This is a genomic window from Vibrio sp. ED002, assembly GCF_023277445.1.
In the GTDB taxonomy this organism is placed as follows: Bacteria; Pseudomonadota; Gammaproteobacteria; order Enterobacterales; family Vibrionaceae; genus Vibrio; species Vibrio jasicida.
Map to the genome: position 1 here is coordinate 37,016 of NZ_CP080238.1, position 26,094 is coordinate 63,109.

At 45.4% G+C, this 26,094-nt stretch carries 25 protein-coding genes and 1 other annotated feature; of the genes, 8 read left to right on the forward strand and 17 right to left on the reverse strand.

Annotated features, from left to right (window positions below; all coding sequences use genetic code 11):
- Nucleotides 1-135: 135 nt before the first annotated feature.
- The 3 genes from ITG12_RS00140 to ITG12_RS00150 all read left to right on the forward strand — a co-directional run bounded on the left by ITG12_RS00140 (nucleotide 136) and on the right by ITG12_RS00150 (nucleotide 3,762).
- On the forward strand, nucleotides 136-2,592 hold the full coding sequence (locus tag ITG12_RS00140) for an EAL domain-containing protein (protein ID WP_248873306.1): 2,457 nt from the start codon (nucleotides 136-138) through the stop codon (nucleotides 2,590-2,592).
- 75 nt (nucleotides 2,593-2,667) lie between these two features.
- Nucleotides 2,668-3,378, forward strand: a complete 711-nt coding sequence (locus ITG12_RS00145; RefSeq protein WP_038871898.1) for a hypothetical protein — start codon at nucleotides 2,668-2,670, stop codon at nucleotides 3,376-3,378.
- Between the two features lie 183 nt (nucleotides 3,379-3,561).
- Nucleotides 3,562-3,762, forward strand: coding sequence for a DUF4250 domain-containing protein (locus ITG12_RS00150; RefSeq protein ID WP_005445023.1), 201 nt, complete (start codon nucleotides 3,562-3,564; stop codon nucleotides 3,760-3,762).
- Between the two features lie 21 nt (nucleotides 3,763-3,783).
- Here the strand turns inward: ITG12_RS00150 and metR are convergent, their stop codons facing one another.
- Nucleotides 3,784-4,695, reverse strand: a complete 912-nt coding sequence (gene metR, locus ITG12_RS00155; RefSeq protein ID WP_038871949.1) for an HTH-type transcriptional regulator MetR — start codon at nucleotides 4,693-4,695, stop codon at nucleotides 3,784-3,786.
- A 263-nt stretch (nucleotides 4,696-4,958) separates the two neighbouring features.
- On the opposite strand from metR, the gene metE reads away from it, so the two are divergent.
- Nucleotides 4,959-7,241, forward strand: coding sequence for a 5-methyltetrahydropteroyltriglutamate--homocysteine S-methyltransferase (gene metE / locus ITG12_RS00160; protein ID WP_038880533.1), 2,283 nt, complete (start codon nucleotides 4,959-4,961; stop codon nucleotides 7,239-7,241).
- 103 nt (nucleotides 7,242-7,344) lie between these two features.
- Here metE and ITG12_RS00165 read toward each other — a convergent pair whose 3' ends face one another.
- The 8 genes from ITG12_RS00165 to ITG12_RS00200 form a co-directional block, all read right to left on the reverse strand.
- Nucleotides 7,345-7,746: a GspS/AspS pilotin family protein gene (locus ITG12_RS00165; protein ID WP_038880531.1), complete on the reverse strand. Its 402-nt coding sequence runs from the start codon at nucleotides 7,744-7,746 to the stop codon at nucleotides 7,345-7,347.
- Between the two features lie 3 nt (nucleotides 7,747-7,749).
- The gene (locus ITG12_RS00170) at nucleotides 7,750-8,046 is read right to left on the reverse strand and encodes a YciI family protein (protein ID WP_038871892.1); all 297 of its coding nucleotides are present in this window, start codon (nucleotides 8,044-8,046) and stop codon (nucleotides 7,750-7,752) included.
- 120 nt (nucleotides 8,047-8,166) lie between these two features.
- Nucleotides 8,167-8,562: an acyl-CoA thioester hydrolase YciA gene (yciA, locus tag ITG12_RS00175; protein WP_038871890.1), complete on the reverse strand. Its 396-nt coding sequence runs from the start codon at nucleotides 8,560-8,562 to the stop codon at nucleotides 8,167-8,169.
- 137 nt (nucleotides 8,563-8,699) lie between these two features.
- On the reverse strand, nucleotides 8,700-9,272 hold the full coding sequence (locus ITG12_RS00180; protein ID WP_038871887.1) for a septation protein A: 573 nt from the start codon (nucleotides 9,270-9,272) through the stop codon (nucleotides 8,700-8,702).
- 132 nt (nucleotides 9,273-9,404) lie between these two features.
- Nucleotides 9,405-9,647, reverse strand: coding sequence for a hypothetical protein (locus ITG12_RS00185; RefSeq protein WP_038871884.1), 243 nt, complete (start codon nucleotides 9,645-9,647; stop codon nucleotides 9,405-9,407).
- A 94-nt stretch (nucleotides 9,648-9,741) separates the two neighbouring features.
- Nucleotides 9,742-12,285 carry a hybrid sensor histidine kinase/response regulator gene (locus tag ITG12_RS00190; protein ID WP_248873308.1) on the reverse strand — a complete coding sequence of 848 codons (2,544 nt, stop codon included), beginning with the start codon at nucleotides 12,283-12,285 and terminating at the stop codon, nucleotides 9,742-9,744.
- Nucleotides 12,278-13,477 (reverse strand): acyl-homoserine-lactone synthase, encoded by a 1,200-nt coding sequence (locus tag ITG12_RS00195; RefSeq protein WP_038880524.1) that lies wholly within the window; start codon nucleotides 13,475-13,477, stop codon nucleotides 12,278-12,280. Before ITG12_RS00195 ends, ITG12_RS00190 begins: the two co-directional genes overlap by 8 nt.
- A gap of 158 nt (nucleotides 13,478-13,635) precedes the next feature.
- Nucleotides 13,636-14,895: a dicarboxylate/amino acid:cation symporter gene (locus ITG12_RS00200; protein ID WP_038871875.1), complete on the reverse strand. Its 1,260-nt coding sequence runs from the start codon at nucleotides 14,893-14,895 to the stop codon at nucleotides 13,636-13,638.
- A 153-nt stretch (nucleotides 14,896-15,048) separates the two neighbouring features.
- Between ITG12_RS00200 and ITG12_RS00205 the strand changes: the two genes are divergently transcribed.
- The gene (locus ITG12_RS00205) at nucleotides 15,049-15,198 is read left to right on the forward strand and encodes a hypothetical protein (RefSeq protein WP_248873310.1); all 150 of its coding nucleotides are present in this window, start codon (nucleotides 15,049-15,051) and stop codon (nucleotides 15,196-15,198) included.
- A 35-nt stretch (nucleotides 15,199-15,233) separates the two neighbouring features.
- On the opposite strand, the gene trpA is transcribed toward ITG12_RS00205, so the two are convergent.
- The 7 genes from trpA to ITG12_RS00240 all read right to left on the reverse strand — a co-directional run bounded on the left by trpA (nucleotide 15,234) and on the right by ITG12_RS00240 (nucleotide 22,287).
- Nucleotides 15,234-16,040: a tryptophan synthase subunit alpha gene (trpA, locus tag ITG12_RS00210; RefSeq protein WP_248873312.1), complete on the reverse strand. Its 807-nt coding sequence runs from the start codon at nucleotides 16,038-16,040 to the stop codon at nucleotides 15,234-15,236.
- Nucleotides 16,040-17,230 (reverse strand): tryptophan synthase subunit beta, encoded by a 1,191-nt coding sequence (gene trpB / locus ITG12_RS00215; protein ID WP_005376781.1) that lies wholly within the window; start codon nucleotides 17,228-17,230, stop codon nucleotides 16,040-16,042. Before trpB ends, trpA begins: the two co-directional genes overlap by 1 nt.
- A gap of 64 nt (nucleotides 17,231-17,294) precedes the next feature.
- Nucleotides 17,295-18,734 carry a bifunctional indole-3-glycerol-phosphate synthase TrpC/phosphoribosylanthranilate isomerase TrpF gene (gene trpCF / locus ITG12_RS00220; protein ID WP_248873314.1) on the reverse strand — a complete coding sequence of 480 codons (1,440 nt, stop codon included), beginning with the start codon at nucleotides 18,732-18,734 and terminating at the stop codon, nucleotides 17,295-17,297.
- Nucleotides 18,735-18,747: 13 nt separating this feature from the next.
- Nucleotides 18,748-19,758, reverse strand: coding sequence for an anthranilate phosphoribosyltransferase (trpD, locus tag ITG12_RS00225; RefSeq protein WP_248873316.1), 1,011 nt, complete (start codon nucleotides 19,756-19,758; stop codon nucleotides 18,748-18,750).
- A 37-nt stretch (nucleotides 19,759-19,795) separates the two neighbouring features.
- Entirely contained in the window at nucleotides 19,796-20,404 is a 609-nt protein-coding gene (locus ITG12_RS00230) for an aminodeoxychorismate/anthranilate synthase component II (protein WP_038871864.1), read from the reverse strand.
- Nucleotides 20,405-20,420: 16 nt separating this feature from the next.
- Complete coding sequence (locus ITG12_RS00235; protein ID WP_038880509.1) at nucleotides 20,421-21,986, reverse strand: anthranilate synthase component 1; 1,566 nt, start codon at nucleotides 21,984-21,986, stop codon at nucleotides 20,421-20,423.
- A 125-nt stretch (nucleotides 21,987-22,111) separates the two neighbouring features.
- Nucleotides 22,112-22,215 (reverse strand) — a sequence feature (Trp leader region).
- Nucleotides 22,162-22,287 (reverse strand): trp operon leader peptide, encoded by a 126-nt coding sequence (locus tag ITG12_RS00240; protein WP_038880506.1) that lies wholly within the window; start codon nucleotides 22,285-22,287, stop codon nucleotides 22,162-22,164. (Overlaps the previous feature by 54 nt.)
- Before the next feature lie 94 nt (nucleotides 22,288-22,381).
- On the opposite strand from ITG12_RS00240, the gene ITG12_RS00245 reads away from it, so the two are divergent.
- Nucleotides 22,382-23,257, forward strand: a complete 876-nt coding sequence (locus tag ITG12_RS00245) for a PHP domain-containing protein (RefSeq protein WP_038880503.1) — start codon at nucleotides 22,382-22,384, stop codon at nucleotides 23,255-23,257.
- Between the two features lie 39 nt (nucleotides 23,258-23,296).
- The gene (locus ITG12_RS00250; protein ID WP_038871858.1) at nucleotides 23,297-23,917 is read left to right on the forward strand and encodes an L-threonylcarbamoyladenylate synthase; all 621 of its coding nucleotides are present in this window, start codon (nucleotides 23,297-23,299) and stop codon (nucleotides 23,915-23,917) included.
- A gap of 112 nt (nucleotides 23,918-24,029) precedes the next feature.
- On the opposite strand, the gene ITG12_RS00255 is transcribed toward ITG12_RS00250, so the two are convergent.
- Entirely contained in the window at nucleotides 24,030-24,740 is a 711-nt protein-coding gene (locus ITG12_RS00255) for a calcium-binding protein (RefSeq protein ID WP_038871856.1), read from the reverse strand.
- Nucleotides 24,741-25,085: 345 nt separating this feature from the next.
- Between ITG12_RS00255 and rluB the strand changes: the two genes are divergently transcribed.
- Nucleotides 25,086-26,024 carry a 23S rRNA pseudouridine(2605) synthase RluB gene (gene rluB, locus ITG12_RS00260; protein WP_248873317.1) on the forward strand — a complete coding sequence of 313 codons (939 nt, stop codon included), beginning with the start codon at nucleotides 25,086-25,088 and terminating at the stop codon, nucleotides 26,022-26,024.
- The last annotated feature ends 70 nt before the right edge of the window (nucleotides 26,025-26,094 follow it).

Sequence of the window (26,094 nt, forward strand, 5' to 3'; positions counted from 1 at the left end):
ACTGAAGCGTGCCGTAAACATCGTTGATGTTTCAAATGGTATTGACCGATTTGCAATCAAAAAACTACAGCAAACAATCGTCATACATGGGTGGCGCTCTCAAAGTCTTAAGCCGATACAATAGGGGGCTAGGTTATGAGTGAAATGCTATCCGTAGCACAAGGAGAAGTGCAGCCTGCGTCCGGTCATTCTCAAGTGATCGAGTGGTCTTATGATATAGAGACACATGAGTTTGAATGTGACCAGCAAAGCATGATGTCTGTTTTGGGCTTAAAACAGACAGTGAATAGTTTGGATGATGTTTTTCAATACATGTTGCTTGGTCAGGGTGACAGCGCGAAGCGACACATCTTAGATGTAGAACAAAATGGTGGGCATGGTAAGTTTTCTGGTTGCCTGATGCTAGATAATGACCGACTCGTGCATGTAGCGTTGAGCTTTGAGTGCCTTAATGGTCATATCGTGCAAGGTGCCATCATCCCGCAATTGAGTATTACCGGGTGCGAAGAGTTAGCCAAAATTCTGGAAACCATTTTCGATTTACCCAACGTAGGCGTTTTGGTCGCTGATCAAGACACTCGCATATTAGGCTGCAACCCAGCGTTCGAGCAGCAAATGGGTTATGAAAACCGTGACCTTGTTGGTCTGAAAACATATATTTTAAGTTCTGAACATCATAGTAAAGCGTTTTACGAACAGATCTGGCAAGACATTGATACTGAAGGTTTTTGGAGTGGTAACCTTCTTAGTCGTACCGTGAATGGGAGTAACCAAGCGCATCATCTTTGCATTTATCGGTTAGTGTTCAATTCTGGTCGTACGCTTTACCTCGGTTTTTCTACCGATATTTCTGCCTCATTATTGTGGATGAAAAAGGCCAGTGACCAACCTCAACAGTGGACTACGTTTCTTCCCCCTCGCGAAGAGTTTGAACAACAGTTAGCACGGTTAGTGGATGAAAATAGCCACAAAGATCTCAATATCATCGTGACAATTAGACCGAAATTCTCACAGCAGTCCCTACTTGAGCAGCAGTTAGGTTTTTCCGATTTTGTGATGCGAAGTCGCCACGCCAGTATTGCGGGTCAGTTGTCGCGGGACGTATTTGTAGTGTGTTTGCAAACGCCTCGATGCCAATGGTTAAGCCCACTGCGTCTTATTCAGATTGCGTTACGAGGCTTTTTTTCGGAATTAAGAAGTGAGTTGGGATCAAGTATGCATGATGCAATAGTAGAAGGACAAACTGGTGTGTCGGTGCTCGGTTACGATACTGATAATCCAAAACAAGCACTGGTGCATGCAGCGCAAGCGATGGTTTCCTCTCCGAGTGGAGGCCAGAACTACTTCAGTTTTTATAATAGTGAACTGCATGATGAACTCGTCAAGCGTCATCATCTCGAAGCCTTTCTAAGAACACAAATTGAGAGCCAACTTGTTGATGTCTATTATCAGCCGATCATTGAAACACGTACGGGAAAAGTGGTGAAGTTCGAAGCGTTAGCGCGTTTCTATCATCAGAATAAAACCTATGATACCCAAGAGATGATCGCAGTTGTCGAGGATTTAGAGTTGATTGCTGCGTTGGATGATCTCGTTTGCCGCACAGCACTCAAGCAACTTCCTCATATCCAGAAAGTTTATGGAGAAGAAATAGGATTAACGTTGAATCGTTCACTGAATACCAAGTTGGATGCGCTGCAAGTTTTGCAAAGTTCCTATGATTTGATTGCTGGAAGTGGTGTTGATCCGAATCGAATCACTATCGAACTCACGGAAACTGCGTATTTTGAACAAGATAAAGAGCATACCCTTGCTTTGAGTGAACTGCGTGACAAGGGCATCAAGATCGCTATTGATGATTTTGGTACTGGCTACTCTTCCTTTTCTTACCTTGAAGAAGGGCAGTTTGATCTGCTCAAAATAGATCGAAAATTTATCAGAGGTATCGAAGAAGGGAGCACTCGTTACAACATCGTCAAAATGATCACTGAGTTAGCACACAAGCTTGGCGTGAAAGTGGTTGCTGAAGGGGTTGAGTCGCAACAAGAACTAACAGAGCTTGCAGACCTTGGTGTTGATTTTATGCAGGGTTTTTTGTTTTCTCAAGCGGTACCTGTGGTGCTACTGGACAAGCCACAGTGTCACAAAAAGCACTTTAACAACGTGAAAGTAAAACCGACGCAAGATGCACCACTGATGTCTCTCAGCCATACCGATGTTCGTCGACTTGATCCGGGTGAGCCATTGTCACTCGCCGTTGAGTACATGAACTTGAGCCCGACGGCGCCTTTGGTGGTCATTAATGAAAAGCAATGCGTTGGTCTGATTACTAAAGCTCAAATCAACTTGCACTTAACACCAACGATGGGGACTGATTTGGAATCGGAACGTGAGAATAGGATTTGGAAGCGACCAGTGAATCAAATCATGAGTACAGAGTTTGAGCTGGTGGATGCGAACTTGCCTGTCTCGACCGTTCGAGAGCTAGTGACAGCAGGAACGGTCTTTCCATGGATACTTTGTGATTCACAAAATCAGTACCGTGGTTTGTTAACTCAAGAAGATGCGTTGAGTTATTTGTCTTCGACCTAGCACAAATAAACGGTTTGAGCGTGTTGCGTTTAGGTGGTTTGGCGATAGGTGATTTGCTATTATCGCCACCCCAAAATGACTTTTGAGTTTGCATTCAACATGATTCAACAATTGCTGTTAACTTTTCCTCCAATGCTATTTGGCGCTCAAGCGCTGTTGACCTTACTTTTGATTAAGGGTGATATCTGCCCTGGTCAACGTGGTCGCCTGCATAAGATGTTGCCATCAATTGGCGTACTTTGGTTGGCAGTGGCGTCGCTTCGTATTGAAGCTTTCATGATCGTATTCGCGATCTTTTATTTTTACTCTCAAGTTCAGACTAAGAAGACACGTGAGAAAGGGCCATTATGGGCTCTGCATCTAGCGAACGGTTTGGCGTTCGCGTACGTGAGCATTCAACTATTTGAGCAACCGCATTGGGCGGCAAGCGCTTCAGTGGCATTGATGATCTTCTTCTTAGGTGCCGTGTTTGCGCAGTTACTTCTGGTTATCGCACGTAGCCGCTTGCAAGCATTTCACCGAATCTTACCGGTTACGGGTGTTGTTTCGGGCATGCTGTTGGTCGTGATGACGTTGTTTTCTGCTTATCAGTTGGATGAAGCGACATTGAATGGCGTGACACAACATATTCTAGCGTCACTGGCGATGCTGATTATGGCAATCGTGGTTTGGTGCTGGCATATCTTCACTCATAAAGCGCCAAACAAAGTGCAATTGGCGGCAGCGTTGCTTCTTGCTTTGGCTTCAATGACAAGCTTACAGGGGCTGTTCCTATTGGGGGCATAGACCGAACGAACTAACACTTCTGTCTTCTTTTCTTTTTGTGAGCTCGGGATTTAGATCGAGCTCACTTTCAAAACATTCGATTAAGTCTACGCTTTAGTTATAGCCTCATTCATTTCAAGAGAGTCTTGACGCACGTGCTCAACGGAATTGGGGTCAAATACCTTGTCTTAGAGGAGTATCGCGATGGATTTAAGCAACGTAAGTAACTGGGACAGCATTATCTTGTTGGGTATCGTTAATGAAAAGCTGCGCTTAGAATGTGATAGCTTTGAAGAGTTGGTATCGATGTACGAGATGGATGTGGAATCGGTAGTGGGCAAGCTCGATATGCTTGGCTATCAATATGACCCACTGACCAATCAATTTAAATCTTACGAACGTTAGTTTCGTTTCAATGGTCGATCTTTAAGCCATCTTGATCCCATCAAGGTGGCTTTTACATTGCTGGCGAGCTGTTGCAAAGAAAGCCTGTAAGTAACGCTTCTCTTTTTCTGAGTTACGTGTTGCTGCGAACAATCTACGCCATAACCCCTCTCCAAAAGGCATGCTGGTAATCAAACCTTGGCGCGAGAACTCAGAAATCGCCCAATTTGGTAATGCTGCTACCCCCAATCCTGCTGACACCATTTGTACGAGCATTAACGTGTTGTCCGCTTGTTTCCACTTGGCTGGCTCAACTCCCGCAGGGTGTAAGAAGTGTTTGACCACATCCAATCTTTGTTTCTGTACTGGATAAGAAAGCATGGTTTGATCAGCAAGATCTTCAGGCTCAATGACGTTTTTGTTCGCTAATGGGTGGCTAGTCGAAGTAATCAAGCGCATTTCGAAGTCAAACAACGGTTCATAATGGACTTCGGAGCGTGGCTGAATGTCTGATGTAATGACCAAATCAAGCTCGCCAGCCAACAGGGCTGGTAGAGGTTCAAAACCGAAGCCGGAAGAGAAATCGAGCGTCACACTTGGCCAAGTTAATTGGTATTCCTTCAGTGCTGGCATTAACCATTGGAAGCAAGAGTGGCACTCAATCGCCATGTGCAAACGACCGTTCACGTCCTCTTTCAGGCTTGCAAGCTCGTTTTCTGCTTTGGCGAGTTTTGGCAAGATTTCATCAGCGAGACGAAGCAAAATTTCACCTTCTGAAGTGAATTTAACGGGGCGGGTTTTGCGCAAAAAAAGCTGCCCACCAATACGAGATTCAAGATCTTTGATTTGATGAGAAAGGGCAGATTGCGTCAGGTGTAAAGCGGTTGCGGTTGCCGTTAATGAACCAGTATCCCTCAGTGAAGTGAGTGTGCGTAAGTGTTTCAACTCTATCATGAATCCCATTCATCCTTTTATGTCTGCCATGAGCTTTATTAACTTACCCATAAAAAATGGATATGTAAACGTCTAGACGTCCATTTGTTTTAGTCTAGTGCGAGTGAGATCGCTCAATATGAAATTTTTTAATAAACAAGTTGAATAATTGGATGTTGTTCAATGCGGTTGCCAGAGCGATAGTTTTAGCCATCCAGACATCTTGATGGGTTTTCTCTCGATGCTCTGACCTCAACATCAGACACTGAATAAGGAATACGGACATGGCAACGACAACGCATATTCTTGGTTACCCACGCATTGGTGAAAAACGAGAACTTAAGTTTGCTCAGGAAAAATACTGGCGTGGTGAAATCGATCAGGCGGAGCTTAAGCGAGCAGGGGCAAGCTTGCGAGCACAAAACTGGAACACACAAACAGAGGCGGGTTTGAGCTTCACAACTGCGGGTGATTTTGCTTGGTACGATCATGTCTTAACCACAACATTGCTATTGGGCCATGTACCAAAGCGACACGCAAGTGGGTTTCCAGATTTAGACACACTATTTAAAGTCGGTCGTGGTCAATCTCAATCTGCTTGCGACTGTGGGGCGGCGGCAGCCTCTGATATGACGAAGTGGTTTAATACCAATTACCATTACATTGTGCCTGAGTTCAGCAAGGACGATACGTTTGAAGTCAGTTGGCCACAGCTTTTTGAAGAAGTGAATGAGGCAGTCAAAGCCGGCCACAAAGTAAAACCTGTTTTGCTTGGGCCGCTCAGTTACCTCTATCTAGGTAAGGAAGTGGAAGAAGATTTTGATCGTTTGACTTTATTGCCAAGGCTACTCACCGCGTATCAAGCCATTCTTTCTAAACTTGCTAGTCAAGGTGTGGAATGGGTACAAATTGACGAACCGATTCTCTCGCTTGAGCTGGAAAGTAAATGGTTGGATGCGTTCAAGCTAGCTTATCAGGTCATTCGTAGTGACGTAAAAGTGTTGCTAACCACTTATTTTGATTCGGTCACGGACACGTTGGATAAAATCATCGAGCTTAGTGTTGATGGACTTCATGTCGATTTATCTGCATCGCCTGAGCAGTTCGAAGAAGTGGTAGCAAAACTGCCTAGTGGCTGGGTATTGTCTGCGGGCGTGGTGAATGGACGTAATGTGTGGCGATCGGATTTAAGTGCTCAATTAGAGCGCTTACAGCCCGTTAAAGAAAAACTTGGCGACAATTTATGGGTAGCCAGTTCGTGTTCATTGCTACACAGCCCGGTAGACCTAGAGTTAGAAACGGAGTTAAGTGACGAAGTAAAAAGTTGGTTTTCTTTCGCCAAACAAAAAGTAACGGAAGTTGCCTTGCTTGGCCGTGCGCTTGATGGAGACCAAAATGCGATTTTAGCTTGTGATACGTATAGTCAACCCATTAAAGATCGTAAAGCCGCTTCACATGTTAACAAACCACACGTTCAGTCTCGTTTGAACCAAATCACGGCGGCGCTCAGTCAGCGCAGTGCACCTTATGAAGAGCGTGCCGTACACCAAGCTGAAGTGCTTGGCTTGCCAATCTTGCCGACTACGACTATCGGGTCTTTCCCACAAACGGGAGAAATTCGGGTTCAGAGAAGTGCGTTCCGCAGTGGTCAACTTTCAGAATCAGATTATAAACAGGCATTGAAAGGACACATCGCTGATGCGGTGAAACGCCAAGAAGCGCTCGATCTTGATGTTCTTGTGCATGGTGAGGCTGAGCGTAATGACATGGTGGAGTATTTTGCTGAAAACCTGGCGGGCTTCCAAACCACTCAATTTGGTTGGGTACAGAGCTATGGTTCTCGTTGTGTCAAACCAGCGATTGTGGTCGCAGATATTGAGCGCATAAAACCGATTACGGTGGAATGGTCGACGTATGCACAATCGTTGACCAGCAAGCAAATGAAGGGCATGTTGACCGGTCCAGTGACGATTCTGTGTTGGACATTCCCACGTGAAGACATTACTCGCAAACAAATTGCAGACCAGTTGGCCTTTGCACTTCGTGATGAGGTCTCTGACTTGCAAGAGGCGGGTATCAACATTATTCAAATCGATGAGCCAGCGATTCGTGAAGGCTTACCATTGAAGAAGCGTGACCATAAAGAATATCTAAATTGGGCCGTCGATGCGTTTAAGATCTCTGCGGCTAGCGCAAAACCAGAAACGCAAATTCATACTCACATGTGCTACAGCGAGTTTAACGAAATCATTGATTCAGTTGCCGCGCTTGATGCCGACGTGATTACTATCGAGACATCGCGATCCAATATGGAATTGCTGAAAGCGTTCGAAGACTTTAATTATCCGAATGAAATTGGTCCGGGTGTGTACGACATCCATTCTCCGAACATTCCAACGGAGGAGTGGATTGAAGGCTTACTCAAGAAAGCAGCTGAAAAAATACCGGCGCAACGCTTGTGGGTGAACCCTGATTGTGGACTTAAAACGCGTAATTGGGCAGAAACTGAAGCCGCATTAGGTAACCTTGTCTCTGCTGCTAAGAAGCTCAGAGCTGAACTCGTATAAGCGCTTAGTTTTTCAAACTGGCCGCAGAAACAAAAAAGCGAGGATATCTATCCTCGCTTTTTTATTTTATCGAGCGTCTAACTCAAGAAGATTGAGTCGCGTATTACTGTACTTTTTGACCTGCGCTGCATGTTTGCGCTGACACCAACTCATCCGCCATTAATTGGCCGCGGGAGTTGCGTACTTTGATTCGGTACATCAAGCCCATATCAATTTGCTCACGCACCGCTGGTGTATTGCAGTAAGTGTATATACTGGTGTTCACTACTTGATTTAACGGCTTGGCACCAAGCGCATCATCGTTATAAATCATCATCATCTCAACCACATTTTTGTTGGAAGAAATGCGTAAGATTTTTAATGGACCGTATTCAAGCGGTAAACCTGCAGAAAGAACACCAGCGCGGTTAGAAGCCATCAACTCAAGTTGATGTTGCTTGTCATCACTTGATGAACAACCTGCTAGTGCACCGAATACGAGGAAAAGACACAGTAATTTTTTCATAACTTAAAACACTTTCTTGAACGGTTTTACGATGACATTTTCGTAAACGCCCGCTGCAATGTATGGATCGGCATCAGCCCATGTTTGAGCTTCTTCCAAAGAGGAAAATTCTGCTATGACTGTCGAGCCAGTAAAGCCTGCTTCACCCGGATTATCGGAATCAATGGCTGGCATTGGACCTGCAGTGAGTAGACGTCCTTCGTCTTGAAGTTGCTGCAAGCGCTCAAGATGTTGAGGGCGAACACTCAGACGTTTTTCTAATGAGTTCTCGATGTCCTGAGAAAAAATGACGTACCACATAGCATATTTCCTTAATTGGTAGGGTAAAGTCCTAATTTAACGCCTTTTTTGTGCCACTCACAAGTCAACAATGGAATTTGTGAGGTTGTTCCTAGCAATTCGTTATATTAAACCAAGTTATTACTTTTGAACTGGGCGTGGTTTACCTTCGCTATCGATCGCAACATAGTTGAATGTGGCATCACAAACCATGAAGCGCTCTTCTACACCGTCGACTTTAACAGGCTTCACCCATACTTCTAGGTCTACACTCATCGAAGTTCTGCCGATCTTTGAGCATACTCCGTAACAACAGACAACATCGCCGACGCTGACAGGTTTTTTAAATGTGATGCTAGAAACCGAGACAGTAACAACTCGGCCTAAGGAGATTTCTTTAGCCAGAATCGCACCAGCTAAGTCGAGTTGGGACATGATCCAGCCGCCGAAGATATCGCCATTGGCATTAGTATCAGCGGGCATAGCAAGGGTGCGAAGCAATAATTGGCCTTTTGGTGTATGACCTTCTTGATTCATGATGACATCCTACAATCTTTATTAAGCTCAAAAATGGAGCAAATAATGCACCAAGATTTCTGGCGCAAACAACAAAACAGCGACCCTGAGGTCGCTGTAAATAATCAATGTAAGAAGATTATAGCAAAATTGAGCTTTTAATCATCAACCGAAACATCGGATGAGTTTTCTTTCTTCTCTTTTTGATCTTTTGGCATGTGCTTGTAGATGTAGAAGCCCGTAGCGATCATGTAAGCGAATGTCGCGATCAGTAAACCGAACACTTTGAAGTTAACCCACACATCGAGTGGGAGCTTAAACGCTACGTATACGTTTAGGCCGGCACAGAACGAGAAAAAGCCAACCCATGCCCAGTTGATTTTGGTCCAGACCGCTTCAGGCAAAGTGATTTCTTTACCAAGCATGCCTTTGATCGCGGACTTGCCCATAGCATGACTTACGGCTAAGCCAACAGCGAACAGTGCATAGATGATGGTTACTTTCCATTTGATGAAGTTGTCATCGTGGAAAAATATGGTCATGCCACCGAAGATAGCCACCATTGCGAAAGTAACCAATTGCATCTTTTCTACTTTCTTGTAGAGAGCAAACGTCAACACGATTTGAATAGCCGTTGCGATGATAAGCGCGCCTGTCGCAACATAGATATCGTGCATCTTGTATAGGACAAAGAAGACAATGAGTGGAATAAAATCAAGGATTTGCTTCATGATGCAAAAAACTACCTAGTTATTGAGTTGAGGACAGTCTAGCGGAATCTGAGGCAATGTGAATATTTATAGAATATAGAGGAAAGAAATAGCCGCATTCAGCGGCTATTTTGTTGGACAGAAGGAAGAGGTTCAGGCAACGTTTTGATAACGAGTGATGAGGTTTTTCACATCTTCCAAATAGCCTTCGCGTAACAGGTTATCGACTGTTGCTTCTAGTTCGTCATGGGACATGGTGAAGCAGGTTGATTTTCCCGTCATCAGGTTGAGGTACTGATGGTATTCTTCTTCTGTATAGTGTCCAACACGGTCTAAAAGTAAGGTTTTAATACCGTGGTGAATCAAGCCGTAATAAGTATGTCGATGAAGCATCATGGTCATCTCCTTATCAAGTTTCCCCGCTAATAAAGAGAGGGCTTGAATCTATGGATAATTCGTTTGTACTTCAGTAATGCATATCAGATGCCAATTATTCATTCTCAATTTCGAAAGAACTCGACGCGGTGTCTTTGTTCAGCCAGTTGTTCAGGACATGCCTGAGGGCATTTAAAGTCGTTGGCTTTTCCAAACGCCCATCCATGAGCTTGGCAATCATTTCAAGCTCGCGTTCTCCAGACTCTCCTGAGAGCGCAATGATCGGCGTGTTAGGCGATAGCGCTTTTATCTTCTCACTGGCTTCAAATCCATTCATTACAGGCATTTGCACATCCATTAAAATCAAATCGATGTGGTTACCTTCAAACAGTTCGACTGCATTCTCTCCGTTCTTGGCTTGCAAGCTATTCACACCAAGTTGGTTTAAATACATTTGCACTAATGCTCGTTGCACTTCTTTATCATCAACAATGAGTACGGTTGGTGCGTGTTTATCTATTTGTACGTTCGATTTGGCTTTTTGTTCAGTGTGACTATTCTTCCAATCCGTGAAATAAGGCGTACGTAAGGTTTCAGCTTTTGGCGCATTAGGAACAACAGGGAAATAAAGGTGAAACTCGGTGAACTCTTCCAGTTTTGAGTGGCACTCAATTCTCCCGCCAAATGAACGCATTACGCGTTGGCAATAACCAAGCCCCAAGCCGCTACCACCACTTTTCTGGTAAGAGAAGAAGTCGTCAAAGATTTTGTGAGAGATGGTCTCGTCGATACCAGGACCGGTATCGCGGAACACAAGCACGTTTTCATAAGCCCCAGTACTGGTGCTGATTTCAATTTGACTATCTGGATAGGAATCAAAATAGTAAATTGCGTTACGAATGAGGTTAAAAATAACGAAGTTAAATAAGGTCTCATTTAGCTTGGCCACAAAATCAGTATGTTGTGGTAAACGAATTCTCTCAATTATCTTCTCATTTTCAAAACCGTAGTGGCTGACCGCTTGATCGACCGCTTTATGAATTGAAGAGAGGGCAATGGGCTCATGTTCAGGGGCGCTGTCGCTGACCTCCCGAAGAATGATATCAATCAACTGACGGCCACGTTGGATGGCCGCCTGACCATTTTCGATGTCAATTTTTATCTGCTCAATCGGCGCTTGGTTTTCAATATGCTGCTTCAGAGCCTCAAATTGCAATTGAACTTGAGCGAGAGGATTACGCATTTCGTGGGCAATTGAGTTAGCCAGCGCACGGCTTTGACGAATACGTCGATCGGCCTCAATGGTGCTTTGAACACGTGTAAGCAAGGTTTGCAACGCGGAGATCTCTTCATTTGAGAACAACTGATTGTTGATCTTATGTGGTGAGACCAATAGGTGCGTCACGGATTTGCCTTGCCCGAAGAGTGGCATAACCAAAGCCGTATTGTTTGAACTCATTTTTTCGTACAAGGCTTTTACGGAGCCCTTTGATGAGGTTGCATAGTCAATCTCGTCAGAGAGTTCGTCTAACACTAAGACAGATTTGTTTGACGACAAGTAGTCTTCGTAAAATGTCTCAGTGTAATTACTGGTCACCAAGCGGAGCTTGTCGTTCGGGATTTGAAGTAATATTCCCAAACGTCTCATCGCATCATCAATCGACAGTTTGAACTCATCCTCAAGCGCTAAGATTTGTTGCACGGGTGTTTTCTTATTGCCGTAAATCAAAAACGATGAATAACGGCTTACTCGTTTATAAAGTAGATGCCAAGTAATGCCGATTAGGGCGCAGATTGGTGTGGCGATTAACCATTGTTTGCTATCTGTCATTGGGATGAAGATTGCACCTAAAGGCAAAACGAATATCGCGCATACGAGCAATGCGCTGAGTGACATGTATGCGAGGTATTTGACGCTATAAAAACGTGAGGTGAGTAGCGCATAACCTACGAATAACATTTCACTGATAGACAACGCTGGTGGTAGCCAAGTCAGTGAAAAGTCACCCATGAAGTAAGTCATGCCAAGGTGTATGGTTGCCGTTGATAGCATGAACACCAAGATGCCTGCGATCATGTAGTTGGTTTTGGCTAGCGTTAGTCTGCTGCTGTTAGCGCGCATGGCGACTAAGTTGACCAAAGTGAGCACAACGAAACTTACCAAACCTATGAAGAAGTAGGAGGTCTGTGGGCCAAACTCAATGACAAACTCACTAGGCCCAACGATTTCGACATGCTCTACCGTTAAGTTCGGTTGTAAGTTGATAAATAATGAGTAGACCGTCAGGGTGACGAAGATCAGTTGTTGCCAAGGGTGTACTTTGCCCTTTCTTTGCTCGGCAGAGAGTTGGCAAGAAAAGTAATAGGCGAACGCAAATGCGAAGAAGGACGCAAGGTTAGCAAACTTTGCCATAAAGATGCCGACATCCGGCCCCAAATCAGGCAAGAGCTCAGTATGGAAATACGCATTGCTGCTTATCCAAGCAATGATGCAAACAGAGTAAGCAATGTAAGGCGCGTGATGCGTCCCAAAGATAACCTCGTTTTTTTGTTTTAAGCGAAAGCAGTAGTAAATCAGCCACATAAAAACCACTGCTACCGTGGCAAGTAGCGTAATGGCTTTTGCGTAGATGATTGTCTCTAAACCGAAATCAAACATATTCATCCCTTTCGGATGACGCTCGTTTTCGGTTGGCTCTCACTGCGCGTTTGTAGGCGCGGAAATCGGTTTGATTGAATGCTTTGACCATCATTTCGAAATTCCAGAATCCCCGGTAAGTTTCTTTGCCGTCATTATTGAGATCGCAATATCCAGAATGGAAATACGCTTTCTTATCGATCGACTGATAAAAGTTGAGCATGAAAGGTTGCTCAATGATGGTGAAGCCTACTTTATAACCAGCTTGATACAGTACGTTCATTAGCTCTTTTTGTGCAAGGTAGAGAAAGTAGAGTTTCTGCTGGGCATTTCCACTTACTGTCAAGCGCAGGACTTCACACACGGATTGTGTATCGGATAATAGTAACTTGAATTCGCGATCAAATTCTGGGAGAGAGTAACATTTTAACAGTGTAGATGATGTAAAAAGCTGTAATCGCGTTAGTTCTTCGTACCCATGGTTTGGTAAACAGTAGTGCCATTGTTCGTTGCTAAATTGTGGTGCGTAGCTCAACCAACGGTTGTGAATCGCCCAATCCTGAACCAAAGCAGAGGCAACAAGGGTAGGGACCGCTTCATTGTCTGGATGTTTTAGTAATATAAAGTGCTTCCCTGTTTGCGACAGCGACAGTAACGGCAGCATTTCGTACCACTTTTCACCTTGTATAAAAAGCTCAAGATTACTTAACGTGACTGCATCACTCAGTGATATTGCTTGAGAGTGAGAGGGTGTTTTTACCATAAGTTGAGCATCTTCTATGCGTTCAATCATGGCACCGTAATAAGCGCTATCTTCAAAGGGCAATTTGGTACTTATTGTAGAGATTTCCTGTACAGGAGGCTTCGTCTTGATTGCTGCAATTTCACATTCACACCAAAACTCCAGCCAGTGCGTAAAGCACTGAGATGCGACAAGCTCTAACGCCGTAATGTAAGGCGATAAGGTGGAAGGGTAACGTTGTACTAAATCACGATAGTCCATCGATTCAAACAGCACTGAAAAGCTCTTAGCCTTATGTTCTGGGAAGAGTGCAATGAGTTGATTTCTTCGGTAATCAGTAACGGATTGGAATATAACTTGACGTTCTTGCGTATCGAAACCACTAAGAACCGCATTGATCAGCGCGAGCTGCTTTTTTTCAATAGGCATGCTGCTCGCAGATAGCACCCCTAAAGACGACGTAAAATTCATGAGATAACCTAGCCAAGGTTTATGGTTTTTTATTTGTGCCGCTCTTATATCATTTAAAACAAAATATGCCATTAGTTTCTATTTAAACGGTTACCTAAGGCAGGTTTATCGTAAAAAAAGCCGCTCGATGGAGCGGCTTGAATGAGCGTTAATTTAAATTATGCTTCTTGCTTTTGCAGCTCAGTTTGTTGTGCTTCTTCTTCAATAAGTGCATCCACGATAACGGCACATGCTGCGTCACCTGTGATGTTTAGTGCGGTACGAATCATGTCGAAGATACGGTCAAGCGCAAACAATAGTGGGAGACCTTCGATTGGAATACCAGCAGCAAGCAGTACCGCGACTACTAGGAATGAAGGACCAGGAACACCCGCTTGGCCTACTGCGCCCAGTGTCGAAGTGACGATGATCGCAACGTAAGCGCCCATGCCTAGGTCGATGTTGAACAGTTGCGCAAAGAAGATTGCCACTAGGCCGTAGTAAATCGCGTTACCTGACATGTTGATGGTTGCGCCTAGCGGCAAAACAAATGAAGCGGTTGAGTTTCTTACGCCCAACTCTTTCTCACACGTATCCATTGTTACAGGCAGCGTTGCCATTGAAGAGGCGGTAGAAAGGGCAACTGCTTGTGGCTTCTTCATTGCTGATACGAATTTCTTCGCCGATGTCTTAGTGAAGATATGTACCATTGCTGGGTAAACCACGAAGCCGAACACTAGGATTGCCGCTACGTAAACGACGAACAGTTTGAAGACCACCATTAGGGCACCAAAACCGAACGTACCTACCGCTTCAGCCATCAGACCAAATACACCGATAGGCGCAATGATCATCACTTTGTTGATCATCCAAACCATAGCGTCAACGATGCAGTTAACACCATTGATGATTGGCTCGCGACGTGATTTTTCTTGTTTTGAAATCGCGATACCGAAGAACATACAGAACACAAGGATCTGAAGGATGTTCGCTTCGTTTAGTGATTGGAAAACGTTAGTTGGGATCATACCAGTGATGGTTGCCCAGAAAGTAGGTAATTCACCTTTTGAAGCGTATTCAGCTGAGAACATACCTTCAACGCCAGAAACGTCGATGCCCATGCCTGGTTGGAATACTTCACCCATAAACAGTGCTAGTGCGACAGCTAGGGCAGACGTTAGACCAAAGTAACCTAGCGTTACCAAGCCCACTTTACCTGCAGATTGGCTGTTGCCTAGACCTGCTGCACCTGAGATAAGCGCTACTGCGACCAGAGGGATCACAAGCATCTTGATCAGGTTGATGAAGATAGCACCTAGTGGTGCAAATACTGTCGCGCTTTGACCCATGAAGGCACCAACGGCAGTACCTACGATCATTGCAATGACGACTTGTACGCCAATGTTGTTTAGCAAACTCTTTTTGTTTAACACTTCCATAACCTCTGTGCTAATAAAATGTAAAATCCTAAAATTACCCACCAATATAAAGTTGTTATTTGGATAATTATATCGCCTTGCTTTTTACACTTATCATTCACAATTAGCAATACAATTTCCGTACAAACTTATCAACTGATCGGGAATTCATTGATGAGTGGTAGTTTTTTAATCGCAAGCAAACGATTGCCATCGATCGTGCTGATATTTTCACTTGGTGGTGTTTATAAAATATATGGTAAGAAAGAGGGGGAATTTAGAGAATGGATGTTAAAAAAAAGATCGATTCCGAATGGTAAATAAGGAATCGATCTCATATTTATGCGAGTAGTAATACGTTATTTTTGTGTTGCTGCTTTCATAGCAGAAACGAATTCACTTAGCTTGTCTAGCATGATTTGTGGCTGCTCAACGTGCGCTTCAATGATCTTCACCACGGCTGAGCCAGAAATCGCACCAGCGGCACCAGATTCTAGTGCTTGTTTCACCTGTGCTGGCTCAGAGATGCCAAAACCAAGTAACGCTGGTGGCGCATCAAATTGGTTCAGCCTATCGAGCATGTGACCTACAGGCATGTTTGCTTTGGTTTCTGCGCCAGTAACACCTGCACGAGATAGTAGGTAAGTGTAGCCGCCACCCAGCTTCGATACTTGCTTCAGTGTTTCATCACTTGCCGTTGGTGGTGCAATGAAGATTGGGTGAATACCAAACTTCTCTGCAGCTGCGACAAACTCTGCACTTTCATTGGTTGGTACATCTGCGATCAAAACAGAATCGATGCCTGCTTTTGCACAACGCTCATAGAAGTTCTCGATACCACGAGAGTAAACAAGGTTCGCGTACATCAGAAGACCAATAGGCAACTCTGGGTACTTAGCTCGGATCTCACCAATTTGCTCGAAGCAGATATCTGGTGTTGCGCCTGAGTCTAACGCGCGAATGTTAGCGCCTTGGATGGTTGGGCCATCGGCTAGCGGATCTGAGAATGGAATACCAAGTTCAAGGGCATCTGCGCCAGATTCAACCAGTGTTTCCATGATTTTGTAAGACTGCTCTGCGTTTGGATCGCAAACCGTTACGAACGGTACAAATGCGCCTTGGTTTTTCTCGTTTAGACGCGAGAACATCTTTTCATAACGGCTCATTAGATCGCTCCTTTTTCTTCTAGGATGGCATGCACAGTGAAGATATCTTTATCACCACGACCAGATAGGTTGACTACCAGCAATTGTTCTTTCTCAGGATTCTCACGAGCCATACGCAGTGCGTGTGCCACTGCGTGAGAAGATTCTAGGGCAGGGATAATGCCTTCATGGCGTGCAATCTCTTGGAATGCTTCTAACGCTTCATCGTCTGTTACGTTGTCGTATTCTGCACGACCAATTGCGTTTAGGTGTGCGTGTTGTGGACCAACTGAAGGGAAATCAAGGCCAGCAGATACTGAGTAAGACTCTTCAACTTGGCCGTTAGGATCTTGCATCAATGGCGCTTTCATACCAAAGAAGATGCCTGTTTTACCATGCTTAAGTGGCGCACCGTGCTGGTCAGTATCGATACCTTTACCTGCTGGCTCAACACCAATTAGGCGAACACTTTCTTCTTCGATGAAGTCAGCAAACATGCCAATCGCGTTTGAACCACCGCCCACACATGCGATAACCGCATCAGGAAGACGACCTTCACGTGCCAAAATCTGATTCTTCGTTTCTTCACCGATCATGCGTTGGAAGTCACGCACGATCGTTGGGAATGGGTGAGGACCTGCCGCTGTACCTAGTAGGTAGTGCGCGTCTTCGTAAGTTGCAGACCAGTCGCGCAGCGCTTCGTTACATGCATCTTTAAGTGTCGCTGAACCCGAGTGGACAGGAATAACTTCTGCGCCCATTAGCTTCATACGGAATACGTTCGGGCTTTGACGCTCAACGTCTTTTGCACCCATGTAAACGCGACACTTAAGTCCAAGCAGCGCACACGCTAGTGCGGTTGCAACACCGTGTTGGCCTGCGCCTGTTTCTGCGATGATTTCGTTTTTACCCATGCGTTTCGCAAGCAGAGCTTGACCTAACACTTGGTTGGTCTTGTGCGCGCCACCGTGAAGTAGGTCTTCACGTTTTAGGTACAGTTTGGTTTTCGTACCTTTGGTTAGGTTACGAGTTAGAGTCAAAGCCGTTGGACGACCCGCATACTCTTGAAGAAGTGTCATGAATTCGCTGCGGAATTCTGGATCTTCTTGCGCGTCGATAAACGCTTGCTCTAGTTGCTCCAGTGCTGGAACTAGAATTTGCGGAACGTACTGACCGCCGTATTCGCCAAAGTAGGCATTCAGTTTTGCCATCGTTATATTCCTTCTCGTATTTTTCGCTACGAATAGCTTTAAATTTTTTAGCTGATATCCAGCTTTAGTAGTTGCGAATGGCGGTGAATGCCGCAAGCAACTTCTGTGAATCTTTTTTGCCTGGTGCGCTTTCTACACCAGAGTTTAAATCTAATCCCAAGCAACCTAGTGTCGCTGCTTGTTGAGCATTTTCTGGCGACAGTCCGCCCGCTAGCATAATTTGACTTGGGTCGCCGATTAGTGACCAGTCGAACACTTGACCGGTTCCGCCAGTTTGGGTGCCAACTTGCGCATCTAGTAGATGGCGGTCAATGTTGTCTGCAAGCAGTTCTGGCTTCGCATCTGTCACGCCGTAAGCTTTCCAAATTTCTACCGCTGCTGGCAGTTCGGCTTTGAGTTGGTTTACGTAAGCTTGGTCTTCTTGCCCGTGCAGTTGCACCGCTTTTAAGCCCAAAGAGGTTGCGACTGAAGCAACAAAATCGATATCGTGATTTTGGAAAACGCCAACGTAATTCAGTGGGGCACCGCTCATGGTTAAGCGAGCACCTTCAAGGTCAACCGCACGCTTCGACTTCTCGACAAAAATCAGGCCACCAAATACTGCGCCAGATTGATACGCTTTTGCTGCGTCATCTGGGTGCGTTAAGCCACAGACTTTGTTTTCGCCTAACGTCACTTTACGTACTGCAAGTTCAAGGTTGTCTTCTGCCATCAGAGAACTACCAATCAAGAAGCCGTCTGCGTATTCCGCTAAATCACGAACTTGTTGATGCGTATAAATGCCAGACTCTGAAATCACGGTCGCGTTTGGTGCTAATTCGCGAATTGTCGGTGCCAACTCTTTAGTACGATTCAAATCAGTACTTAGGTCGCGCAAGTTACGGTTATTGATGCCGATAACACGTGCGCCTAGCTTAACGGCACGATGAAGCTCTTCTTCGTTGCTGACTTCGGTCAGGATGCCCATGTTCAGGCTGTGTGCTGCTTCTTCTAGCGCTTTGTACTCTTCGTCATTGAGGACAGACAGCATTAGCAAGACAGCATCAGCACTGTAATGACGCGCTAGGTAAACTTGGTAGGTATCTACCATGAAGTCTTTACAAATAACTGGTTGTTTGACTTGACCACGCACTTGAGGAAGAAAGTCAAAGTTACCTTGGAAGTACTTTTCGTCTGTTAAGACTGAAATGGCATCTGCATGGTTGTTGTAAACCGATGCGATGTAATCCAAGTCGAAGTGATCACGAATCAAACCTTTAGAAGGAGATGCCTTCTTACATTCGGTGATGAATGCCGTCTTTTCGCCACTCAGAGCATCGTAGAAGCTGCGGTCCGATGGCAGCAAATCAGACTGAAATGTGCTTAGCGGTTGAGACACCTTACGGTCTGCTACCCACTGATATTTGTCGCGGACAATTTTCGCCAGTACTTCTGCCATTTCTGCTTCTTTCTTAGAAACGTGTTCAGACAGGTTGCCAGCTTGCTGAGTGTTGAAGTCAGTCATCTTCTTCAATTCCTTAAGCGTGTGCGGCAAGTTGTTGTACCAATTGGTACGCCTTGCCTGAATTCATTGCCTCAATCGCTTGTTGCGTGTTGGCTTTTAAATCTTCGTGGCCGAATAGACGCATTAGCAGAGCAACGTTTACTGCCACTGCGCCCAATTGTGCGTCTGTACCTTTACCCGTCAGAATATTGGTAATGATCGCTTTGTTTTCTTCAGGATCGCCACCTTTGATCGCTTCTAGTGGGTGTGCTTCTAGACCGAAGTCTTCAGGCGTTAGTTTGTATTCTGTGATCTTACCGTCTTTGATTTCGGCAACGGTTGTTTCACCGTGAATTGCTACTTCGTCCAAGCCACTGCCGTGTACCACCGCGGCGCGCTTCATACGCATTTGTAGCATGGTTTCTGCGATAGGACGAACCAGTTCTTCACTGTAAACACCCATCAATTCGATGTTTGGACGAGCTGGGTTAATCAGTGGGCCAAGAATGTTAAAGATGGTACGTGTTTTCATGGTTTGACGCACTGGCATCGCATGGCGCACACCACCGTGGTATTGAGGTGCAAATAGGAAAGCAACACCGATATCGTCTACCGCTTTGCGCGTATCTTCTGCGCTCATTGCTAGATTGATACCAAATGAATCAAGAAGGTCAGAAGAACCAGATTTGCTCGAAACGCTGCGGTTACCGTGTTTCGCTACTTTTAGACCACATGCTGCAGCAACAAACGCGGCAGTGGTTGAAATGTTGATGGTGTTGTGACCGTCGCCGCCAGTACCTACGATATCTGCGAAATCGTAATCTGGGCGAGGGAATGGGTTTGCGTTTGCCAGAAGTGCTTTCGCCGCGCCTGCAATTTCATCTGGTGTTTCGCCTTTGATTTTTAGTGCAGTCAGTGCTGACGCCATCAAAATTGGGTCTAGCTCACCACGGATAATGATGTCGAATAGCTGTTGGCTCTCTTCCTGAGTAAGCGATTCTTGCTCGTACAGTTTAGTAATAATAGGGTTGATGATTGCTTCCATATTTCCTCTCCTAAATTTCTTATGTGCCAAGTGCTTTTTAAGCAGTGAGTGGGTTCGCTGAAGTTTGTTCTTCAAGTGCCCATTCAATGGCATTGGCCAACAGTGTTGCTCCGTAGGTCGTCATAATAGATTCCGGGTGGAACTGGAACCCGCAAACTTTATCTTCTTCTTGTACAACAGACATTACCAAGTCATCCACTTCTGCTGTGATGGTTAGGCTTTCAGGAACCTTAGTCGCAACCAACGAGTGGTAACGTGCAATCGCAAGTGGTGATGGTAGGTTTTGGTAAATCGCATGGTTTTGGTGCTCCATCATGGAGACCTTACCGTGAATGATTTCGCCTGCGCCAGCAACGGTGCCGCCGTACGCTTCAACAATCGCTTGGTGACCAAGACAAATGCCGATCATTGGAACTTTGCCTTTCATCAGTTGAATCAGTTCTGGCATTGAGCCAGCTTCTGACGGTGCACCAGGACCAGGCGATAGCAGAACCACTGGGTTTTCAAGCTCGTTCACCGCTTGTTCAATGGTTTGCGCTGGGATGTTATTTCGGTAAATCTTGACTGAGTGACCTAGCGAGCGGAATTGATCCACAAGGTTGTAGGTGAACGAGTCAAAGTTGTCGATAAAAATGATATTAGCCATCTCTGAACCCTATTCCTTATTGTGACTTATGCGCTGCTTGGATAGCAGAGATTACTGCTTGTGCTTTGCCGCGCGTTTCGTCTGCTTCCGCTTGTGGATCAGAATCGAATACCACGCCAGCACCAGCTTGAACTTGAGCAATGCCGTTCTCAACGTACGCTGAGCGGATCACGATACAGGTGTCGAGTGTGCCTTCACCAGTTAGGTAACCCACAGCACCACCGTAGCTACCGCGACGTGCGCCTTCTACATCGCGAATCAACTGCATTGCACGAATCTTTGGTGCACCAGTGAGCGTGCCCATGTTCATACAAGCTTGGTATGCGTGCAGTGCGTCTAGGTCTTCACGTAGTTGACCAACCACACGAGATACCAAGTGCATTACGTGGCTGTAGCGGTCGACTTTTAGAAGGTCTGCTACGTGGCGAGTGCCAGCTTGAGCAATACGAGCGACGTCGTTACGTGCCAAGTCAACCAACATCATGTGTTCTGCGTTTTCTTTCTTGTCGGTGCGCAGTTCAAGTTCGATGCGGCTATCTAGGTCGAAATCAATCTCGCCGTTAGGGCGCTTGCCACGGCGACGAGTGCCTGCGATTGGGTAGATTTCAATTTGGTTGGTATCGGTTTCGTACTTAAGCGCGCTTTCTGGTGATGCGCCAAACAAAGTGAATAGCTCATCTTGCATGTAGAACATGTAAGGGCTTGGGTTGCTCTGTTTAAGTTCTTTGTAGGCTGCCAATGGAGAAGGGCAAGGTAGCGTGAATCGACGAGATGGTACGACTTGGAATACATCGCCTTTCACTACGTACTCTTTAAGGTCACGAACGATTTGGCAGAAGTCTTTATCTTCGATGCTAGGTTGAGCGTGAACATTCTCAAGTTGGGCTGCACTAGGTAGCAGCTTAGGAGAAGTACATTGAGTACTGATTTCTTCGATTCTTGCTTTTAACGCTGACTTTTGAGAATCATCGACAAACAAAGTTGCCTGCAAATGGCAAGACTCTGTCTGATGATCCACAACCAATAGCGTTTCTGCTACGTAAAACACGTAGTCTGGGCATTGGTTAGTTGCTTCTGCATTGCCCAACGGTTCGAAGTTCGCAACTAAGTCGTAGGCAAATAGACCACCAAGGAAAATTGCGTGTTTGTCTTGCTCTGAGATATCGAAGCTGTGCTGAACCAAGCGAAGTGCATCAAAAGATGACGCTTCACGTAGACGAGAATCTTCATCCAGTGTGTCGCATGGTTGTGTAAATTCTAGCGTTAATGTGTCAACGTCAAATTGACGAGAGACATCACCACGGACATTTTGGTTTAAGTGTGCTAGTAGGTTTTTGCCGTTATCCGTGAGAGCTTGCATGGTGACAGTGTGACCAAAGCAGACGATACGAACTGCCGAATCAACCAGTAACAGGGATTTCAAGTCTTGCTTTGAATCGATTTCAGCAGATTCCAGCAATAGGCTGTCAGTTTTGTTCTCACATAGCGTGTGGAACAAGCGAGTCGGGTCTTGAGTATAAGGGACGGAAGCCGTTAGCACTTCAAGCTGTCCAAGTTTCTTAATTTCAATGGCCTTGTTCACAAGACCTCCTTATAGCTGTTTACATCTTCCTGCCGTACATAGTCGCATAAAGCAAACGTTCACCCAATCAAGTTTTGGTCATATTCGATGAATGTTTAAGCAGTTGAATGTGAGATGGACGACAAAACAAAAAGCCCGCTGAAGTAGCGGGCTTTGTGACATTTAATTCTCTAAACTAGAAGTACACGTTCGCCCACCAAGAACTTGTCCAAGTGCGCCACCAAGCAACGTCTACGGAATTCATCTTATTCAGACGAACCGAAACTTTCGCTTTCTGGTTTTGGTTAAATTCTTGTAACATGGTGAGCCTTAAATAGGTACTTCGTATTTGTGTACTAGTTAACTAGTGCAGAGATAAAAAGTCAACCCCAAAACAGCATTAAAACGACAAAAAGATGAGAATTGATTTACACAGCCACACTACAGCCTCGGATGGTCGATTTGCACCGAGTGATTTGGTGGATCGGGCACTAAGTTTTGATATCGAGGTTTTGGCGATCACGGATCATGATACGGTTGACGGCTTAGCTCCGGCCAAGCAATACGTTGAAGAAAATAATCTGCCGCTCAAAATCATTAACGGTATCGAGATCTCGACTGTTTGGCAGAACAAAGACATCCATATTGTGGGTTTGAATATTGATCCGGAAAGCCCAGCATTGGTTGAGTTAATTCAGCAACAGAAAACGCATCGCGTAGCAAGGGCGCAGCTGATTGCAGAGCGTCTACAGAAAGCCACTCGCGATGGGGTGCTCGAAGAAGTTCAGTTAATTGCCGGTGATGCGCCAATCACACGAGCTCACTTTGCTAAATGGCTTGTGGACAATGGCTACGCAAAGAACATGCAGATGGTGTTCAAGAAGTTTTTGACGCGTAACAATCCAGGTTATGTCCCACCAAACTGGTGTTCGATGAAAGACGCTGTCGACGCGATTCATGCTGCTGGTGGACAAGCGGTTTTAGCACATCCAGGGCGATATCAACTTACCGCCAAATGGGTGAAGCGAATGCTGGCTGCGTTTGTGGAGGCGGGTGGTGATGCTATGGAAGTGGCTCAGCCCCAACAAGCACAACAAGAAAGACGCAACTTGGCTGATTATGCTATACAATACAAACTATTAGCTTCTCAAGGCAGTGATTTTCACTATCCGTCACCGTGGATGGAGTTGGGAAGAAACCTCTGGTTGCCTGCGGGTGTAGAACCAGTTTGGAAAGATTGGGGTATTGATCCTTCGTTGAATGCTCAACCTGACGAAGTCGAAACGCCATAAAAAATATAGAGCCGAGAGGTTCGATAATGAGGAATTACAATGAGCCAGTTTTTTTACGTTCATCCAGAAAACCCACAGGCTCGCTTGATCAATCAAGCAGTAGCAATCATTCGTAACGGCGGTGTGGTGGTTTACCCAACCGATTCAGGTTACGCACTAGGCTGTCAATTGGAGAACAAGCAGGCGCTGGAACGAATTTGTCAGATCCGTCGTCTGGATGACAAGCATAACTTTACGTTGTTGTGCCGCGATTTGTCGGAGCTTTCTCTGTACGCACGAGTGGATAACTCGGCATTCCGACTACTAAAAAACAACACACCGGGTCCTTACACTTTTATCTTCAAAGGCACAAAAGAAGTGCCGCGTCGTTTGATGAACGCAAAACGCAAAACGATTGGTATCCGTGTTCCAGATAACCGTATCGCATTGGACTTATTAGAAGCGCTTGGCGAGCCGTTGATGTCAACATCGCTAATTTTGCCAGGTAGTGACGTGACGGAATCGGACCCTGAGGATATTCGTGACAAATTAGAGCACGCGGTTGATGTCATCCTTAATGGTGGGTATCTGGGTGAGCAACCGACAACAGTGATTGACTTTAGTGATGGTGAGCAAGTGATAGCGCGCGTAGGTTCTGGTGACCCAGCGCCATTTGAGTAAGCTCGTCAACTCAAAAGCAAATACGAAACTAGCACAAAGCTAAATAAGAAAGGGAGGCGAAGACGCCTCCCTTTAATTTTTGAATCAATGAGTAGAAGTTCACATTCGTGGATTATGCGAAGTCAAAGATATCGATATTGTGGTGCTCAATGTAGTTCATGTAACCCGCATCAATACCTTTCAACGTTACTTCCACATTAAACTCGTCGCTAGAGAACACAGCCCAACCAAAGTCGTTGTATGACAGCGTTAGGTCATCTGCGGAATCGAGGAACGTGTCGCGAATACCATCGTCGTTGGTATCGAGACCCATATCAAATACAAGCTTATCGTGGCAAATGTTGAAGTCTAGGATCTCTGCTTTCACTTCAATGTCGTTTGAGGAAACTGGCTGATCTGGAACGCCAACCGCAAGACGGTTTGTCATTACGAACGTGTCATCACCACATCCACCAGCAATCACAGAGTTGCCATCACCAACGACGACCGTATCATCACCCCAACCGGCATTGATGAAGTTGTTGCCAGAGTAGTCGAAAATCGTATCGTCACCACAACCACCAAATAGAGAGTCATTACCCAAGCCGCCAGACAAGTAATCGTCGCCTGAACCACCAGCCAGTAAGTCATCACCTCTGCCGCCTAATAGAGTGTCGTCACCACGGCAACCAAAGACATAGTCATTTCCGTCGAAACCAACAAACTTATCATCGCCACCAAAACCGACGAAAACGTCGTTGGTATCTGAGCCTTTTGTTCCGGTCATGTTGTCGTCTTCTGAGGTGCCAAATATCCAATTTAGGTCAAGATTTGTATGAGACATTTATTATTCCTTTTCATCTGATTAAGGGAGCTAGCAAGCTGAACAGTTATCTTTCTTATAACCTTGATAATTTTATCAGGTGCACCAAAAATTCAGAGGTGTGGACAGACCCATAATAGTGCGGTTCTACCCTAGTGCGGCTTAGTACTAAGTTGGAGAAGATGATGAGTTAAGTGTGAGTTTTAGAGCGAGATTTTAACGAGAGAATCTGGACGATTTCACTTACATTAAATGGGAGAATCTCGTATAATGTCCGACCGAAAAAATCCCATTTACATGGGTAACTTGCAAAATGAAGACCAATTCTGGTCTCGACGTCTGTGAAGACGACACATAGGTAGATAAATGAGCGAAAAGTTACAAAAAGTATTAGCACGCGCAGGTCACGGTTCTCGTCGCGAGATTGAATCGTTAATTAAATCTGGTCGCGTTAGCGTGAACGGAGTCGTAGCTAAACTTGGTGAAAGACTAGAAGATGAGAACAGCGTAGTTCGTATCGATGGTCACGTTGTGTCTGCGAAGGTACAAGAAGAAGTGATCTGTCGTGTTTTGGCTTATTACAAGCCAGAAGGTGAACTGTGTACTCGTCACGACCCAGAAGGTCGTCGCACTGTTTTCGATCGTCTGCCAAAGATCCGTGGTTCTCGTTGGATTTCAGTAGGTCGTCTTGATGCTAACACATCAGGTTTGCTGCTGTTTACAACAGATGGGGAACTGGCGAACCGCCTTATGCACCCAAGCCGTCAGGTTGAGCGTGAATACCTTGTTCGTGTTTTCGGCGAAGTAACTGAACAGAAAGTGAAAAACTTAGTTCGTGGTGTTGAACTTGAAGATGGTATGGCACGTTTCGAAGATGTGGTATATGCGGGTGGTGAAGGTATGAACCACACGTTTTATGTTGCTATCAACGAAGGTCGTAACCGTGAAGTTCGCCGTCTGTGGGAATCGCAAGATACGACGGTTAGCCGCCTAAAACGTGTTCGTTACGGTGATATCTATCTGGATAAGAAACTGCCTCGTGGTGGTTGGATGGAACTTGATCTTAAAGAAGTAAACTACCTACGCGAATTGGTAGAGCTTCGTCCAGAAAAAGAAACCATGCTTGATCTGAACAAAGACAACACCTCACGTAAACGTGAACGTGCTCGTAGCCAAAAAATCCGTCGCGCTGTTAAGCGTCACGAAGAGCGCGTAAATACGCCTAAAGGCCGCAGCAGCAACCCTTCTCGCCGTAAGCCAAAGAAGAGCGCAGGTGATCAGGGTGCACGCAACAAGCATCGTTAATCGATAGCGAAAATTAGAAAGGCTTGCCACTTGGCAAGCCTTTTTCTTATCTAGCGTTTCGCGTTCGTAA